17 protein-coding genes and 2 riboswitches are annotated in these 15279 nt (G+C 53.7%); of the genes, 10 read left to right on the top strand and 7 right to left on the bottom strand.

Annotated elements, in window-relative coordinates:
• Positions 1-129 precede the first annotated feature (129 nt).
• Positions 130-504, top strand: coding sequence for a hypothetical protein (locus tag CEK60_RS20590; RefSeq protein WP_089040595.1), 375 nt, complete (start codon positions 130-132; stop codon positions 502-504).
• 90 nt (positions 505-594) lie between these two features.
• Here the strand turns inward: CEK60_RS20590 and CEK60_RS20585 are convergent, their stop codons facing one another.
• From CEK60_RS20585 to CEK60_RS20580, 3 genes are read right to left on the bottom strand one after another with little or no spacing between them, the layout of a single operon-like run.
• Positions 595-1743: a Fic family protein gene (locus CEK60_RS20585; RefSeq protein WP_198361407.1), complete on the bottom strand. Its 1149-nt coding sequence runs from the start codon at positions 1741-1743 to the stop codon at positions 595-597.
• Positions 1736-2107, bottom strand: coding sequence for an AlbA family DNA-binding domain-containing protein (locus CEK60_RS22445; RefSeq protein ID WP_198361406.1), 372 nt, complete (start codon positions 2105-2107; stop codon positions 1736-1738). The genes CEK60_RS20585 and CEK60_RS22445 overlap by 8 nt, the downstream gene beginning before the upstream one ends.
• Positions 2097-2303, bottom strand: a complete 207-nt coding sequence (locus tag CEK60_RS20580) for a hypothetical protein (protein WP_089040594.1) — start codon at positions 2301-2303, stop codon at positions 2097-2099. Before CEK60_RS20580 ends, CEK60_RS22445 begins: the two co-directional genes overlap by 11 nt.
• A 269-nt stretch (positions 2304-2572) precedes the next feature.
• On the opposite strand from CEK60_RS20580, the gene CEK60_RS20575 reads away from it, so the two are divergent.
• Complete coding sequence (locus CEK60_RS20575; protein WP_089040593.1) at positions 2573-3691, top strand: alkene reductase; 1119 nt, start codon at positions 2573-2575, stop codon at positions 3689-3691.
• A 252-nt stretch (positions 3692-3943) separates the two neighbouring features.
• The gene (locus tag CEK60_RS20570) at positions 3944-4537 is read left to right on the top strand and encodes a cell division protein ZipA C-terminal FtsZ-binding domain-containing protein (RefSeq protein WP_089040592.1); all 594 of its coding nucleotides are present in this window, start codon (positions 3944-3946) and stop codon (positions 4535-4537) included.
• An 11-nt stretch (positions 4538-4548) separates the two neighbouring features.
• On the opposite strand, the gene CEK60_RS20565 is transcribed toward CEK60_RS20570, so the two are convergent.
• Complete coding sequence (locus CEK60_RS20565) at positions 4549-6138, bottom strand: ABC-F family ATPase (protein WP_038478718.1); 1590 nt, start codon at positions 6136-6138, stop codon at positions 4549-4551.
• A gap of 83 nt (positions 6139-6221) precedes the next feature.
• Positions 6222-7088 carry a sirohydrochlorin chelatase gene (locus CEK60_RS20560; RefSeq protein ID WP_089040591.1) on the bottom strand — a complete coding sequence of 289 codons (867 nt, stop codon included), beginning with the start codon at positions 7086-7088 and terminating at the stop codon, positions 6222-6224.
• 94 nt (positions 7089-7182) lie between these two features.
• On the opposite strand from CEK60_RS20560, the gene CEK60_RS20555 reads away from it, so the two are divergent.
• Positions 7183-7767, top strand: coding sequence for a gamma-glutamylcyclotransferase (locus tag CEK60_RS20555; RefSeq protein ID WP_038478724.1), 585 nt, complete (start codon positions 7183-7185; stop codon positions 7765-7767).
• Here CEK60_RS20555 and CEK60_RS20550 read toward each other — a convergent pair.
• Together CEK60_RS20550 and CEK60_RS20545 are read right to left on the bottom strand one after the other, a co-directional pair.
• Complete coding sequence (locus CEK60_RS20550) at positions 7758-8285, bottom strand: HPP family protein (RefSeq protein ID WP_089040590.1); 528 nt, start codon at positions 8283-8285, stop codon at positions 7758-7760. The genes CEK60_RS20555 and CEK60_RS20550 overlap by 10 nt on opposite strands.
• Before the next feature lie 109 nt (positions 8286-8394).
• Positions 8395-8688, bottom strand: coding sequence for a hypothetical protein (locus CEK60_RS20545; protein ID WP_038478731.1), 294 nt, complete (start codon positions 8686-8688; stop codon positions 8395-8397).
• Between the two features lie 168 nt (positions 8689-8856).
• A riboswitch (glycine riboswitch) is annotated at positions 8857-8947 on the top strand.
• A 23-nt stretch (positions 8948-8970) separates the two neighbouring features.
• Positions 8971-9078, top strand: a riboswitch (glycine riboswitch).
• Between the two features lie 55 nt (positions 9079-9133).
• Between CEK60_RS20545 and CEK60_RS20540 the strand changes: the two genes are divergently transcribed.
• From CEK60_RS20540 to CEK60_RS20515, 6 genes are all read left to right on the top strand, one after another.
• Positions 9134-10384 (top strand): D-amino acid dehydrogenase, encoded by a 1251-nt coding sequence (locus tag CEK60_RS20540; RefSeq protein WP_089040589.1) that lies wholly within the window; start codon positions 9134-9136, stop codon positions 10382-10384.
• Between the two features lie 67 nt (positions 10385-10451).
• The gene (locus CEK60_RS20535; RefSeq protein ID WP_089040588.1) at positions 10452-11378 is read left to right on the top strand and encodes a LysR family transcriptional regulator; all 927 of its coding nucleotides are present in this window, start codon (positions 10452-10454) and stop codon (positions 11376-11378) included.
• A gap of 126 nt (positions 11379-11504) precedes the next feature.
• Entirely contained in the window at positions 11505-12551 is a 1047-nt protein-coding gene (gene dctP / locus CEK60_RS20530; RefSeq protein ID WP_089040587.1) for a TRAP transporter substrate-binding protein DctP, read from the top strand.
• 142 nt (positions 12552-12693) lie between these two features.
• Positions 12694-13185 (top strand): TRAP transporter small permease, encoded by a 492-nt coding sequence (locus CEK60_RS20525; protein WP_089040586.1) that lies wholly within the window; start codon positions 12694-12696, stop codon positions 13183-13185.
• Complete coding sequence (locus CEK60_RS20520; RefSeq protein WP_089040585.1) at positions 13182-14456, top strand: TRAP transporter large permease; 1275 nt, start codon at positions 13182-13184, stop codon at positions 14454-14456. The genes CEK60_RS20525 and CEK60_RS20520 overlap by 4 nt, the downstream gene beginning before the upstream one ends.
• 46 nt (positions 14457-14502) lie before the next feature.
• The gene (locus tag CEK60_RS20515) at positions 14503-15264 is read left to right on the top strand and encodes a M15 family metallopeptidase (protein WP_198361405.1); all 762 of its coding nucleotides are present in this window, start codon (positions 14503-14505) and stop codon (positions 15262-15264) included.
• Positions 15265-15279: the final 15 nt, after the last annotated feature.

Genomic DNA, 15279 nt, shown 5'->3' with positions numbered 1-15279 from the left:
AACACTATCTTTTCATGATCTCATTTAACTGAGGTGACGATCAGTTGAGGTAACGATAAGTACTATGAATGAGCTCTATGAGTAAGTTCTATGGATAAGTACTAAGAGTAAGTACTATGGATAAGTACCATGACTAGTGAACAGCGCCAGCTTCGCCAAACGTTGATTTTTTTACGCACCTCTTTCGAAGCAGTGCAACACTCGATTGCCGGTCGGCTAGACGACCCGCTGCCCTGCTGGCTAGACACCAGCATGCTCACCCTACTGTCACGGGAACTAACCCGCTGCAGCCAGCAAGCGAAGCCGCTCTTCGCCCCTCCCGTCACCGAGCAAATATTCATTGCCTCACAGCAGTGTGACTTACTCCTCAAGCAGTGCCCCGGCGTGCTGAGCAGCGCCGTTTGCCACCGCCAGTTAAGCGCCATCATGCTGGCGCTGACCAACGCTATTGAGCAAATCAACATACCAGCCAAACGCCGCTGGCCTTGGATGAAGAGAAGTTGAAAGGCCTTTAGACAACAAATACTACAAGCCCCGCTGCGCGTAGCGTGGTACCGAAGCTCCAGATCTTGGAAATAATAGGGGCAGTGTTCATTAATGCATATTCTTGATGGCCAGCACTCGCTGACCTAAAACGGTTAATCGGTATTTTTGCAGACGACTACGGGGTTTATCAGGGATCGTCATCTCGATTAACCCCTGTTGAATGGCGTTTTGCTGATAATGTTCTCTGAAATGCTTTTCATCTTGCAGCCCCAAGGCCGCCATTAAATCTACTCTCCCCATCTCACCCTCCAACGCCCCCAGCAGGCGTAACATTTCGGGGGTGACTTCGGGGGTGACTTCGGCTACTGCCGCTGTATCAACCAGGAATCCTTCGTGAACTGGCAAACGAATGACAAAGTAACTGCGATCATCGTCGGTTTCGAATATCGGCTCTGGAGAAGCGTTCGCTTTCATGACTCGAAGGATCTTTGGCACGCCCGTTGAACGGCCTTCCGTTAAATCCAACTCTTTTAAAAACTCGCCAATGCGCCGATTACGGTAGCGGCGGCAGACTGCTTTGCCTGCCTGCAGGTCTTGTAAGCGGATAGAACGGTCTGGCCCAGGGAAGCTCAGCACTACCAGCTCTTGGCCATCGATACGTATTTCAATGGGTTCACGAATTTCATAGGAACGATGGTACACCGCATTCACCACCGCCTCTTCAATGGCAGCCAGCGGGAAATTCCAGAAACGCTCCGCCTGAGGTCGATCAGCGTGTTTGGTTACGCCCTCTTTTAAATAGTTGCGATTAATGTAGCCCAAGGCATCGCGAGTGATGCGGCCCAGCGGGCCCTTGAAAATTTTTTCTTCGAAATGGTCACCACCAGCACCATCTGGAAAGTACACCACGTCTATCTGAGTGGCTGGAAAAAATCCCTCGGGTTGCTCATTAAAAAACAGTAGGCCGACATTCTTGGGAAAGGCCATTTCACTTGGCCCACCCACCACGTTCATTCTGCGCCCCAGGGTTTCAATATCCAGCTCGCGGGCTTCAGCCAATAACTCACTGCCAATATCGTGCAAAAAATCACGCATCAAGTAGGGCGAAAGATCACTTAAGTCCGCGCTTTGGCGATAGCGATCATCAAAGGGCACAGTTGCCGCCAAGCTTAACAGCTCGCGCTCATCCTGGACTGATGCTTTGACCGTGCTGGTATGTTTACGCAGGTAATAGGCCCAATCACCCTTCTTACTCAAGGCGTGATTCCCCACCTGGGGCCCACAGGACCAGAATAGTTTTGCCCTGAATCTCATAGGTAGCGGTTAGCGGATGATAATGCGGCGCAATGGCCGAATGCCCCAGGTTTAACAGCTCTTTTTGGATGGCATCGATTTGTTCAGGTAACAGACCAGCAGGCGGCAACTGGGGCTGGCCATTCTCTTCCGCAACCCCGACCAGCACATAACCGCCGCCCAGGTTGTGAAAGTCGTTGGCGAAGGCACACAAGGTACGCAGGATGGATTCAGGGTTCCAGCCTTCCTTATACTCAACTCTCTCGCTTTCCACTGTGCGGTGGTGGAGTAAGTCATCGATGTTGATGGGAAGTTTATTAGGCGCCATGCTGCTTCCGTTTCTTTACTTTCGGTACATAGTCAGCGGGGCCAAGCGGCGTCTGATACTCACGTACGGCGATGCCTAAATCAGTATTGAAGTCGAGCGAGCCCTTGCCTTGAACGTGCCAACCACATGCCCGCAAGCGCCCATCTATCTTGTCCCGAGCGGCTTGCTCAGGCGTTTGGTTGGCGTCATATAACACGTGTTAAGCCTTATAACATTTAAGTTAACCTCATGATGTAGAACGGTGCCTGTAAATGCAATTAGCAAGCATGCAACCTTCTCTTTAATGGCGTGGGTTGTTCGTTGCCTTTTCACACTGGTCTGCGGAGCCCTCTATGTTTTGCCTTCAAAAACCTTACCCCATAACTGCGCCGTAGCGGCTGGCAATTACTGAGTTAGCATTTACTAGTAAACTGGTCTATTCTGTTCGCCACGATTTAATTGACCGCTTCAAAAAGGAGTCTGTTCATGGCGTATGAAGCGCTTTTCACCCCTCTTCAGTTAGGTAGCTTGTCGATTCCAAACCGAGTCATCATGGCTCCCCTGACACGCTCGCGCACTCCAGATAGCGTGCCGGGCACCCTGCAGGAAGCCTATTACGGCCAGCGGGCAGGCGCAGGGCTGATTATTAGTGAAGCAACCAACATCTCCCCCACAGCCAAGGGTTATGTGTATACACCTGGCATCTGGACGGATGAACAAGAAGCTGGCTGGAAAGGCGTAGTGGATGCGGTGCATGCCAAAGGTGGCCGTATCGCGCTGCAGCTGTGGCACGTTGGGCGTGTGTCCCATGAAATGGTGCAACCGGATGGACAACAGCCTGTTGCCCCTAGCGCGTTAAAAGGTGAAGGCGCTCAGTGCTTTGTTGAATTTGAAGACGGCACCGCTGGTCAGCACCCTACCAGCACGCCCCGGGCACTGGAAACCGATGAGATCCCAGGCATTGTTGATGACTACCGCCAAGCCGCTGTTCGCGCCAAACGCGCAGGCTTCGACATGGTGGAAGTCCACGCGGCTAACGCTTACCTGCTTAACCAGTTCCTGGCCACCGGCACCAATCAGCGCACCGACCAGTACGGCGGCTCGTTGGAAAACCGCGCGCGCTTCCCGCTAGAGGTGGTCGATGCGGTGATTGAGGTGTTCGGTGCAGAGCGTGTGGGCATTCGCTTGACGCCCTTTATCGAACTGTTCGGCCTGACCGATGATGAACCTGAAGCCATGGCTTTCTATTTGGCGGAACAACTGTCCAAACGCGGCTTAGCCTATCTGCATTTAAACGAGCCTAACTGGATCGGTGGCGATATCACTTTCCCTGACGGCTTTCGCGAGCAAATGCGCGAGCGCTTTAACGGCAGCCTGATTTACTGCGGCAACTATGATGCAGAACGCGCGGAGTCACGCATTAATCAAAACACCGCCGATGCCGTGGCCTTTGGTCGACCTTATATCGCTAACCCCGACTTGCCGGAACGCTTCCGAGTGAATGCCCCCCTTACCGAGCCGAACCATGAAACGTTCTACGGCGGCGATGAAAAGGGTTACACCGATTATCCGTTTATGGATAACGGCTACGATCGTATTGGCTAGATTTCTTGCCAAGCCAGAACCCTTATGAATGAAAAGCATCACTTAGGTGGTGCTTTTTTATATCTGAACACGCCAAAACGCTGCTAGGCTATTGATTCTTTAGTTTGCATATACTGGTGAGTCATGCTCAGTTCGCTGTTCACTCTACTGGTATTCCTCATTGGCTTTGGGTGGCGCTTGCGTTAACACTGAATGCCGCTATTTTACGACTAAATAATAGGGCCTAAGCGCCGACAGATAGGACTCAATGAGATGGACACCACTTCACTTCCGTTCTTGCTCGCTATTGCTTCATTAGTGCTGGGGGTCGTGGCTGCGGCTATTTTCGTTTATGTGGTTATTCCCAAACAACGCCGCGCCAAAGCAAAGGCCGCCACGCCGCCGCCAGCACCCAAAGCAGAACCACAGCCCCCTTCGCCTGAACCAGAAGAACCGGTGCCCGCCAAGCGCACAGCGAAAGTAAAGCAGCACTCTCTGTTTGTGATTTTTTCTCACCCCGATGCGACGACAGACGAACGCCTGACCGAATGGCTACGGGGAAAAGAAGCCAGCTATGATGCGGTCAAAAAGGTTTTCTTTATCAAAGGCAAACAACCCTCGAACCCAATCACAATCGCCAACGCCTTTCCACCTGGAGAAATGCCCGACCTACTGCAAGGCGAGACCCACGAACCCATTCGTGGGATTAGCTTGCTGGTTAAGCCGCCGCTACATAAACGTCGCAATCAGCAGATGTACGTTTATGTAGAGCTCGCCAAAGAGCTAAACGAAACCTTTAGCGGCAACTTACTCGATGCCGAGCAGCAACCCGCCTCAGAGTCGACTTACACACACATTATTGGTTGATCGGTTAGCGATCAAACAACGCCTTGACTACGCAGGTAGTCGTCGTAGCTGCCGCTAAAGTCGACAAGGCCCTCGGGCTGCATATCGATAATGCGCGTGGCCAGCGAGGAAACAAACTCGCGGTCGTGGCTGACAAATATCAGCGTGCCTGGGTAGTTCTCCAGCGCTAAGTTCAGCGCCTCAATCGATTCCATATCCAGGTGGTTGGTCGGCTCATCCATTAGCAGCACGTTCGGGTTGGTGAGCGTTAGCTTGCCAAACAGCATGCGCCCCTGCTCGCCACCGGAAATGACCTTCACCGATTTACCAATATCGTCGCTGGAAAACAGCATCCGGCCCAACGCGCCGCGCACCACCTGCTCGCCGCCTTTGGTCCACTGGCTCATCCACTCGAAGAGCGTGGCATCAACAGGAAAGTCGTCGGTGTGATCTTGGCCAAACATGCCAACTTCCGCCGCATCGGTCCACTTCACTTCACCGGCATCGGGGTGTAAATCACCCGCCAGGGTTTTCAGCAGGGTGGTTTTACCAATGCCGTTGGGGCCGATAATAGCAATGCGCTCACCCGCTTCTACGGTCATCGAGAAACGCTCGAAGAGCGGCTTCTCATCGTCGTAGCCTTTGGTAATGGCATCTACATTCACGGCATTGCGGTGAATCTTTTTATTCTGCTCAAAGCGGATAAACGGACTAACCCGGCTCGAAGGCTTGATATCTTCCAGCTTGATTTTGTCGATCTGGCGCGCCCGTGAAGTGGCCTGTTTGGCTTTGGAGGCGTTGGCCGAGAAGCGGCTAACAAACTGCTGAAGCTCGGCAATTTGGGCTTTTTTCTTGGCGTTATCCGAGTGCTGGCGCTCGCGGGCAGCAGTGGCGGCAGTCATGTAGTCGTCGTAGTTGCCGGGGAACAGGGTAATTTCCCCGTAATCCAGATCCGCCATGTGCGTACACACACTGTTCAGGAAGTGGCGGTCGTGGGAGATGATAATCATGGTACTGCTGCGCGCTTTGAGAATATCTTCCAGCCAGCGGATAGTATTGATATCCAGGTGGTTAGTCGGCTCATCGAGCAGCAGCACATCCGGGTCGGAAAACAGTGCCTGGGCCAGCAGCACACGCAGTTTCCAGCCAGGGGCAACTTCGCTCATCGGGCCGGTGTGCTGTTCAATGGGAATACCTAGCCCCAGCAGTAGCTCCCCGGCGCGAGACTCAGCGGTATAGCCGTCAAGCTCAGCAAAGCGTACTTCCAAGTCGGCCACCGCCATGCCATCCGCTTCACTCATTTCTGCAAGGGAGTAGATCCGCTCGCGCTCGGCGGCCACTTTCCACAGCTCAGCGTTCCCCATGATAACGGTATCGATGACTCGCTCATTTTCGTAGGCGAACTGATCCTGGCGTAGCTTACCCAGCCGCGTGCTGCTATCCAGCATGACCTGCCCGGAAGAAGGCTCAAGCTCGCCACCCAAAATTTTCATAAAGGTGGACTTACCGCAACCATTGGCGCCAATCAAACCGTAGCGATTGCCGTTATTAAATTTGACGGAGACATTTTCAAACAGGGGCTTGGCCCCAAACTGCATGGTGATATTGGCGGTTGCGATCAAGATGTGAGCCCTGGTTAACAGTGTAATTGCGCATTCAAAGGCTCGCGATTCTACGCGCCTTTGGGCAGCGTTACACCTCCCACCTAGTGCGCATTGTCTAGCGTAGCCGGAAGTTCGAGTAGAAAACGTTCACCATCAAGTGCTTGGCGCAGCCGTGCGTGCAGTATCGCGACGATGTCAGGGTGTTCGCCAACCAGCGCGGTGGTTGTCACACTCAAACCTGGGTGGCGCTGTTCCGCGGCTTCACAAATCTCGGCGATATCGCCACCTTCCCCCGCATGACGCCCAGGCGAGAGAAACAGCATCGCTAAGATGACCGGGCCTGCTTGGAACTCCGGTGTATCCAATAAATGCTCCAACAGCGGCTCGTTAAAGCGATATTCGTCACCTTCACGACGCTCCATAGAGGCTGCCACTACGCAGCTAACCTCATCTGCCAGTAGCACGCTTAACTGACCGGCTAAGCGGTTGCGCACGGCGGTCACTTCAGGAATCGGGCTACCGTGATCGACCAGCGCCACATGCGGCGTCGTTCCCGCTTGATGCTTATCGCGCACGTTGTCGGCCAGCAGTTTGGCTAAGCGCAGGTCATTATTGCCCCGCTCATCCACCAGCGGCTGGGCCACCCGAACGCTCACCTGAGGAAAACGCGTCTGCAGTGCTGCCATGCGCTCTGGCAAGTAGCCCGTCAGTGCTTTGCTTGGGCCAAAGAAAAACGGCAGCACAATGATCTCTGTCGCCCCATTCTCGGCACTGCGCTCAGCAGCCGGGCCCAGAGTCATCGCGGGGATGCCGTCGACCTCGTCGGGTGGGATTTTATTGGAGTGTAGTAAGGAAGCCGCCTGTACGGTTTCGCCTAACTGCTGGCTGAGCGCAAACGCTACGCGGCGCAGATTATGGGTTGCCTGAGGCCGTAATGAGCCGTTATCGACGAGAAAAATAGCGCGCATGTCGGTCTCCGGAGATGGTCAAGTAAGTCATCACTAAAGGCATGATAAGATGAGCGCTTTAACCGATGTACCGTACTCATGATGCTTGATAGCGATGTTTGATACTACCGCCCTGAACCAGCAAAGAAACTTCTTCGACGGCCATACCGATATCTGGCTGTTTGGTTATGGCTCGCTGATCTGGAAGGCCGACTTTGCCTACTTGGAACGTCAGCCCGCCTACATTACCGGCTGGGCGCGACGTTTTTGGCAAGGCTCCCACGATCACCGTGGCACGCCGGACGCACCGGGGCGCGTCGCTACGCTGATTCGTGCCCAAGGGGAAGTATGTCACGGCATGGCGTACCGCATTACACCCGACGTGCTGGCACCGCTAGATGTACGTGAAAAGAACGGCTATCTGCGTGAAAAAGTGCCGCTCACTTTTCTAGCTCAGCGGGGCAATGTGCAGGCGGCAAAGGCAACAACGGAAGGGCTAATTTACTTAGCTACTGAAGATAACCCAGCCTTTCTGGGCGAGGCATCGTTGGATGATATTGCACACCAAATTGCCCATTCCCATGGCCCGAGCGGCTCGAATAAAGCTTACTTACTGAACTTAGCCCAGGCGTTACGCGAATTAGGCACAGACGATGCGCACGTTTTCGCCATTGAGGAGCAGCTACACCGCTACCAATAGCGTGGGTAACGGCGATGGCGCGCTAAATTATTCACCAAGATGGCCACTACCAGCATGACCACGCATCCAGCGCCAATGGGGATCAGCGGATACCACCAGCCCAGTTTGTGGACACTCGCCCCACCCGCTACTGCAATCAGCGCAGCGGCAGCCCCCGGTGGATGTACGGTGTGTGTCAGTTGCATCACCAGTATGGAAAGCGACACCGCTAGTGCCATCGAGATAGGCGTCGCGCCCAGCAGTTGGTAGCAACCCACCCCTACCAGCGCCGACAAAACACTGCCAAACAGTACATGGCTTGGCTGGGCGAACGGGCTTTCAGGCGCTGCATAAACTAACACCGACGTTGCCCCAAAGGAGCCCACGATTAATAACTGCTGCGAGAGCCAAGCGGCGCTTAGCCAGCATATAACGGCCATGCCAGTAAAAGCGCCCAGCCATGACCAGCAGGCATCTTGCCAGCCGACGGGGCGGCGCGCCGTTGGCTCTCCTCGCATCTTGCCAAGATAAGCTTTCATTGCTCCCTCTCTGCACAAAAAGAGTGCAGATAATGGCAAAATGCACCAAATAAGCAAATGACAATTGATCACTTATCTAATGAAACTGACTCAAGGGCGCTCGCCCTCTCTACATCATTAGCCACGACAGGATAAACAGCGCCAGCACAATACGCACGATGGCTCCTAGTAAGGAGCCTCGTAGCAGCGCTCGAAAGCCGCGCCATAACAGCCACAAGCCAATTACCAACACCAGAATGCTAAAGAACGACGCATTGATACCCAGAGAGCGGGTTAGACCATCAATAAAGTCATCAAACGCGCCGAAAAAGTTGGTGAAGAAGCCCAATAAAAACTCCACCACCACGCGAATAGCATCGCCAATCGCTTCGCCTACACCATCAAAAAATCCGTTTGCCTGCATGCGTTATTTCCATCGCTAAAAGGTTTTCGATATTGTCAGTTAAAACCACGCTATTGCAAAGCATGCCCATTAAGCAGCGTGCTCCTCTCTTTTGCGTCTTTGCGTCCCCCCCTTAAGACGTTTACCCTATTTCACTTTTTCGACTGACGCGTTACAACGTTATTTATTAAAGCAATAGCGGGAGAGACTGGTGCTAGCCACCAGCGCCGAAGGAGCAACGACCCCGGAAACTCTCAGGCCACCGGACCGCTATCGTTATGGTATTTACTAACACAGTAACTACTAACATTTTCCGAAGAGCGGCTGATGACTGCGTCACTCAGCACACCGAAGGAGCAAGCGCCTCCACAGATGCGTGAATCTCTCAGGTTCCATGACGGAAGGGGTACGCCTAGCCAATGTTGCTAGGGGTATCGCTTGACGCTCATACAATCTGGAGAGACTTATGCAACGCATTGCTATTATTGGCGGTGGGATCACTGGTATTACAAGTGCTTATGCTCTGGCAAAGCGCGGCTTTGATGTGACTGTTTTTGAGAAACACCGCTATGCGGCAATGGAAACGTCATTTGCCAACGGCGGGCAGCTGTCGGCATCGAATGCTGAAGTGTGGAACCACTGGCCGACGGTGCTTAAAGGCCTGCGCTGGATGCTAAAAAACGACGCGCCGCTCCTGGTCAACCCTCGCCCTAGTTGGCACAAACTCAGCTGGTTTGCAGAGTTCATCGCCGCCATCCCCCGTTATGCCGACAACACCACGGAAACCACTCGGTTAGCCATTGCTGCCCGAGAACACTTATTCCAGTGGGCGAAAGACGAGCAGATTGATTTTGATCTTAAACAGCAAGGCATTCTGCATATCTACCGCGACAAAGCTGGCTTTGATCACGCCTCGCGCGTGTCGCAGTTGTTAGCGAAAGGCGGCCTTGAACGCAGGTCGGTCACGCCGGATGAAATGCGCGCCATCGAGCCAACCCTGGCAGGTAGTTACTATGGCGGTTTCTATACCGAAAGCGACGCCACTGGCGATATCCATAAATATACCAACGGCCTTGCTCAAGCAGCCGCCAAGCGTGGCGTGCAGCTTAACTATGGCCACCATATTGACGATATTGGTGCTGACGAGAATGGGGCTTGGGTAAGCGCCACGGTAGATAACAACAGCATGAGCCAACGTTTTGACAGCGTGGTAGTTTGTGCGGGGACCGGCAGCCGCGCCATTGCCGCCAAATTAGGCGATCGCGTTAATATCTATCCCGTAAAAGGTTACTCGATAACCGTACAGCTAGATGACGAGGCCTCTCAGCAAGCCGCGCCAACCGTCAGCCTGCTAGACGATGAAACCAAGTTGGTAACCAGCCGCTTGGGGCTCAACCGCTTCCGCGTGGCTGGCACCGCTGAATTTAACGGCGCGAATCGCGATATACGCAACGACCGCATTCAACCGCTGGTTCGCTGGGTAGAAGAGTGTTTCCCTGGCGTGAGCACCCAACGCGTAGTGCCCTGGGCAGGCCTGCGGCCGATGCTACCTAATATGCTGCCCAAAGTTGGACCTGGCCGTTTACCGACTGTTTTCTATAACACTGGCCACGGCCATCTAGGCTGGACACTGTCAGCCATTACCGCCGAAATGCTGGCGGATGCGGTGGAAGAGAAAAATATCCTCCGCGAGCCAGCCCCCCAACCGCTTAGCTAGTGCCAACCATGACAAGTCCGGGCAGGCTTCCGGTAAGATATAGAGCACCCCAACATAGGCGTGTTTTATGCTTAACCAGCGTGCATTAACCTACCTCAATGAAGTGATTCGGCGCGGTTCGCTCAGGCGTGCCGCCGCCCACCTGAATGTCGATGCCTCTGCCGTTAGCCGCCAACTAAAAGCACTAGAAGAAGAGCTGAATACCCAGCTATGCGAGCGACACGGAAGAGGAATGCGTGCCACTGCAGCGGGCCAGCTACTGGTGCACCATTTTCATGCCCAGCGGGCTTCAGAAGAAGCTGTGCTCTCCCAACTAATGGCACTGCAAAGTCTCGCGAAAGGGGAAGTTCGCATTGCCGTGGGAGAAGGATTTATTGCTGACCTGATCGCCGCACCGTTAGGCACTTTCATGTCAGCGTTTGACGGTATCAAAGTTGAAATCCGCATGGCGGGTGTCAATGAAGCAATGTCGTTACTCCACGATCGCGAGGTGGATATAGCGCTACTTTATGCACCGCCGGTAGACCCGCAACTTTTCTGCCACGTGGAAACGCGCCAGCCGCTCGATGTCATTGTCCCCCCCAATCACCCACTTAGTGATCTTAATCGCCCGGTAACGCTGCATGACTTAAAGGAGTGGCCTCTGGCGTTAATGGACAATCCTTTTGGTATGCGGCAAATGGTCAATATGGTGGCTCACCAGGAGCGCATTCATCTTGAAGCACGCCTGCATACAAACTCTGTTGCGGTGTTAAAGAATTTTGTCCGCTCAGGCATCGGCGTTACGTTCATGCCCGAACTCACCGTAGCGGATGAGATTGAGCGCGGTGAGATCTTCACACTCCCCATGCAGTACCCGGTGATGAACGGTACGCGGGCACAAATTGTTAGCCTGAAAGGACAGGAACTCCCCGTTGCTTCAATCACTTGCATCAATCATTTGCACAAAGGCATGCGCTTTTTCTCCGCCGATGCACCACGACTGTTGCAATAAAAGCCACAGTTTAGGTATTGCATAGTCAACACCTCAATACATAGTCTTCTAGTAGGCACTCCTTATAAATCTAATAACGCGCCCATAGCGCCCCGTAGCTCACGACAATAAACCAGGAGACTGACTATGTACCCAGCAAAATTGAGCCAACACTTTTCGCCTAAACAGCTTATTTCCGCATGCCTAGTAGGCTCTGCTTTGATGGCAGGGAACGCGCTTGCAGCGACTACGATTAATCTAAGTTACAACGGTGCCCCAGACCCGGAAAAGAACGCTGTCCACGTCTTTGCAGAGAATCTTAAAACGTTGGTAGACGAAAAAACTGACGGTGAGATCCAGCTTAAGCTCTATCCGAATAGCATGCTCGGCGAAGAAGAGGAGCGCATGGAACAAACCATGAATACGCCCATGCTCAATGTGGCGTCATTTGCGGGTGTTTCTCCTCTTGTGGATGAAATCTTCGTTAGCGCTATTCCGTTTCTGTTCGACGATTTTTCTGCAGCCCACACTTTCTTCGATGAGGGTGAGTATTGGCAGGAAGTCAGCAACGCTCTGCAGGAGCGTGCCGGTATCGATATGCTAGCCGTTGTGGAAGAGGGCGGCTTTTTGGCGTTCACCAATAACGAAAGACCGATCAGCCATCCTGACGACTTCGAAGGACTCCGCTTCCGCGCCATGGACCCTAGCCAAGTCGCTCTTTATGAGGCCTTCGGCGCCTCCGGCACTCCCATCCCCTGGACAGAGACCTATATGGCACTGCGCACCGGGGTGGCTAACGGGCAAATGAACCCGCCGATGTATATCATCTTAGGCAGCCTTTACGAAGTGCAGGACTACCTGACCCTCGCCAATATCCAGTACTCCGACCAGTTCCTGGTAGGCAACAGCGACATGATCGCAGGTTGGGATGATGAGCTTCGCAGCGCCTTTATGGAGGCCGTCTCCGAAGCTAATCACAATGCCCGTGAGCACAATGAGGAGCAGGTAGAGGCGCGTATCGCCTATCTGGAAGAGCAAGGTATGGAAGTCATTCGTCCCTCTGAAGAAGAGCTAGCCGCTTTCCGCGAAATCGGCCAGCCTGCCTACCTTGAGTGGCTCGGTGAGCGTGATATCGAGCAGCGCTGGATCGATATGGCGTTGGAAGATGCAGGCATGAGCGAACTGCTCGACTAACGGCTGTTAACAACAGGGGCTGGCACCTTACCGGCCCCCTATTTCCAGTACTTAATATCCTAGTACTTAATACTCCGGTACTTAAGACCCTAGCACTTAATGTTCAAGTGCTTAACGTTTCTGTGCTTCATGGAAGGCTGCCATGTTTAATACGCTTCGATCCCGTCTTTTAGCGATCAGCCGCCCTGTTACCTTAACTCTGGCGGGCGCACTGTTATCGCTCAATGTTGCGGCCATTCTGTTTGGGGTGTTTGCACGCTACATCGCTGGTGGCGCGCCTATCTGGACAGATGAGCTTTCACGTTTTTTGATCATCACCACCGTGATGCTCGCGGCTGGCGCTGTCTGGTCTGAAGGAGGACATATGCGCGTTGGCCTGTTAGAGAAACGGCTGCCCGCCACCTTTGCTCGCTTGCTAAACGTGTACCAATGGCTACTCACCCTGCTAATTGCAGCGGGGGGTGCATGGGTTAGCTATCGCTATGCGCTATCGGTCAGCATGTTTACCACTTCTGGGCTCGGCATTAGCCGCACGGTGCCACTGCTCTCGCTACCTATTGGCTTTCTGCTACTGGCTTGGCATGTGCTTCTCTATGGCCCTGCGCCACTCAAGACCATCGAGGACGACCTATGATTGTCACTATGCTGGTTGTTTTCCTGGGCCACGTCTTGCTTGGGCTGCCTCTGTTTATCGCCCTGCTTACCACCGCAATAGTCGGTTTTTTGTTTGTCGACCCCTCAATGATTCCACGCATGCTGCCCCAGCAATTCTTTGGTGGTATCAATGTATTCTCCTTGATGGCGATTCCGTTATTTATCTTCGCTGGCAACCTGATGAACGTCAGCGGCTTAACTGAACGCTTGATGGGGCTCGCCCGCCTGATGGTAGGGCATTTGCGGGGCGGAATGGGTCACGTCAATGTGGTGTCGAGCGTATTTTTCGCGGGTGTTAATGGCTCAGCAGTGGCGGACACCTCGGCACTTGGGTCGCTGTTAGTGCCTGCTATGGAGAAAGAGGGCTACTCACGAGCCTTTGCCGCTGGGTTGACCGCCGGCAGTTCGTTAATCGGCCCGATTATTCCACCCAGTATCTTTATGATTCTCTACGCCTCACTGACCAACACCTCGGTCGGCGATCTATTTCTGGCAGGCGTTGTGCCGGGATTGCTACTGGGCGTTGCCTTTATGGGCATGAACGCTTGGTATGCTTGGCGCCATCAGTTACCCAAAAGTGGCCAGCTGCCCTCACTCAGCCAACTTGGCGTAGCCTTCGTAGCCGCTCTGCCGGCACTTATTGCCCCTTTTATTATTGTTGCTGGCATCGTGCTGGGCTTCGTGACGCCAACAGAGTCAGGCGCATTGACAGCGCTGTATGTCGCGTTGTGCGGGGTCGTGTTGGGAGGATTGCGTTTTAAAGAGTGCTGGAAAGCTATCGTCGATACGGCACGCTTAACCTCGGCGATTTTTCTGATTATGGCCGCCTCAGCGACAATTAGCTGGTTACTCTCCTATGCGCAAGTGCCCGCGCAATTTGTCTCGCTGCTATCGCCCTACGTAGACAATAGCGTGGTTATTTTATTGCTGCTCAGCGCGATCACCTTCGTCACGGGAATGTTTATGGAGGAAGTGTCAGCGTTGATGCTACTGACGCCTATCTTTGCGCCAGTGGCGATGATGGCGGGTATCGACCCCATTCATCTGGGTGTCATCATCACGCTTAACATTACCATTGCGTTAATCACCCCGCCGCTAGGTGCCTGCGTGTTTGTCGCCGCCGCGGTCAGTCGACTTGAGATAGTGTCGCTGTTCAGAACCATTTGGCCCTTTGTACTGACAGCGATTGCGGTGCTTATTCTACTCATCCTGTTTCCATCACTGACGCTGTGGCTGCCTGCTCAGTTTTAAGAGCCTGTTTTAAGAACCTGTTTTGATAACACTCTGCTTGGACAACATGATGTCTTTGAACACACTATTGAAGGCCTTGCCGCCTCTACCCAGCCACCTAGCGCCAAACTGGGAACAGCTGCGCCGAACATCTATTGAAGATAACGGTGAGCGCTTGGTGCCAATGAGCCTCGCCCCGGCACCGATTAGCGTATTCCCCGCCTATGCTCGGCTGGGCATTCCCGGCGCGGTACCGGAGTGTTTCGTTCGGGAAAGCGTTTATCGGGCGCTACTCGCCGCAGCGCGCAGCTTGCCCGAAGGGATCGGTCTAATCGTGCTCGACGGCTGGCGTCCATGGCGGGTACAGCAGTACTTATTTGATACCCTGCACGAAGCTATCCAACATCATCAGCCCGACCTCAGTGAAGCGGAGCTACTGGAGCGCACACGGGAATTTGTCTCGGTCCCCAGCCGCGACCCATTAGCACCCAGCCCACATCTCACCGGCGGCGCCGTCGATGTCACGCTATGTGATGCCGATGGCCTGCCGCTGGATATGGGGACACTGTTTGATGAAGCGATCCCCGCCTCTCATAGCGACTATTTCGAGCACCTGGAAACGCTAACGCCGCAGCAAGTTAACGCCCGAGATCATCGCCGCCTGCTGTATCACACCATGCAACAGCAAGGCTTCACTAACCTGCCTAGCGAGTGGTGGCACTTCGATTACGGCGATCAATTATGGGCCTACTACGGGTCACATCAGCAGGCGCATTACGGCCCGGCAGAGTTGGACACCATTGAGAATCGCTGGCGCCGACAGCTGTAGTTGACTAGGCACGAT

The organism is Halomonas sp. N3-2A (assembly GCF_002216165.1).
In the GTDB taxonomy this organism is placed as follows: domain Bacteria; phylum Pseudomonadota; class Gammaproteobacteria; order Pseudomonadales; family Halomonadaceae; genus Vreelandella.
The sequence above is the reverse complement of the archived record's forward strand: the minus strand, read 5'-3'. Positions and strand labels throughout refer to the sequence as shown.

Excerpts from the sequence above, each read along its gene's own strand:
- dctP (WP_089040587.1), top strand. The coding sequence starts at position 11,505 with ATGTACCCAGCAAAATTGAGCCAACACTTTTCGCCTAAACAGCTTATT.
- CEK60_RS20560 (WP_089040591.1), bottom strand. The coding sequence starts at position 7,088 with ATGCGCGCTATTTTTCTCGTCGATAACGGCTCATTACGGCCTCAGGCA.
- CEK60_RS20555 (WP_038478724.1), top strand. The coding sequence starts at position 7,183 with ATGTTTGATACTACCGCCCTGAACCAGCAAAGAAACTTCTTCGACGGC.
- CEK60_RS20570 (WP_089040592.1), top strand. The coding sequence starts at position 3,944 with ATGGACACCACTTCACTTCCGTTCTTGCTCGCTATTGCTTCATTAGTG.
- CEK60_RS20545 (WP_038478731.1), bottom strand. The coding sequence starts at position 8,688 with ATGCAGGCAAACGGATTTTTTGATGGTGTAGGCGAAGCGATTGGCGAT.
- CEK60_RS20535 (WP_089040588.1), top strand. The coding sequence starts at position 10,452 with ATGCTTAACCAGCGTGCATTAACCTACCTCAATGAAGTGATTCGGCGC.
- CEK60_RS20515 (WP_198361405.1), top strand. The coding sequence starts at position 14,503 with ATGATGTCTTTGAACACACTATTGAAGGCCTTGCCGCCTCTACCCAGC.
- CEK60_RS22445 (WP_198361406.1), bottom strand. The coding sequence starts at position 2,107 with ATGGCGCCTAATAAACTTCCCATCAACATCGATGACTTACTCCACCAC.
- CEK60_RS20540 (WP_089040589.1), top strand. The coding sequence starts at position 9,134 with ATGCAACGCATTGCTATTATTGGCGGTGGGATCACTGGTATTACAAGT.
- CEK60_RS20575 (WP_089040593.1), top strand. The coding sequence starts at position 2,573 with ATGGCGTATGAAGCGCTTTTCACCCCTCTTCAGTTAGGTAGCTTGTCG.
- CEK60_RS20590 (WP_089040595.1), top strand. The coding sequence starts at position 130 with ATGACTAGTGAACAGCGCCAGCTTCGCCAAACGTTGATTTTTTTACGC.
- CEK60_RS20520 (WP_089040585.1), top strand. The coding sequence starts at position 13,182 with ATGATTGTCACTATGCTGGTTGTTTTCCTGGGCCACGTCTTGCTTGGG.
- CEK60_RS20525 (WP_089040586.1), top strand. The coding sequence starts at position 12,694 with ATGTTTAATACGCTTCGATCCCGTCTTTTAGCGATCAGCCGCCCTGTT.
- CEK60_RS20550 (WP_089040590.1), bottom strand. The coding sequence starts at position 8,285 with ATGAAAGCTTATCTTGGCAAGATGCGAGGAGAGCCAACGGCGCGCCGC.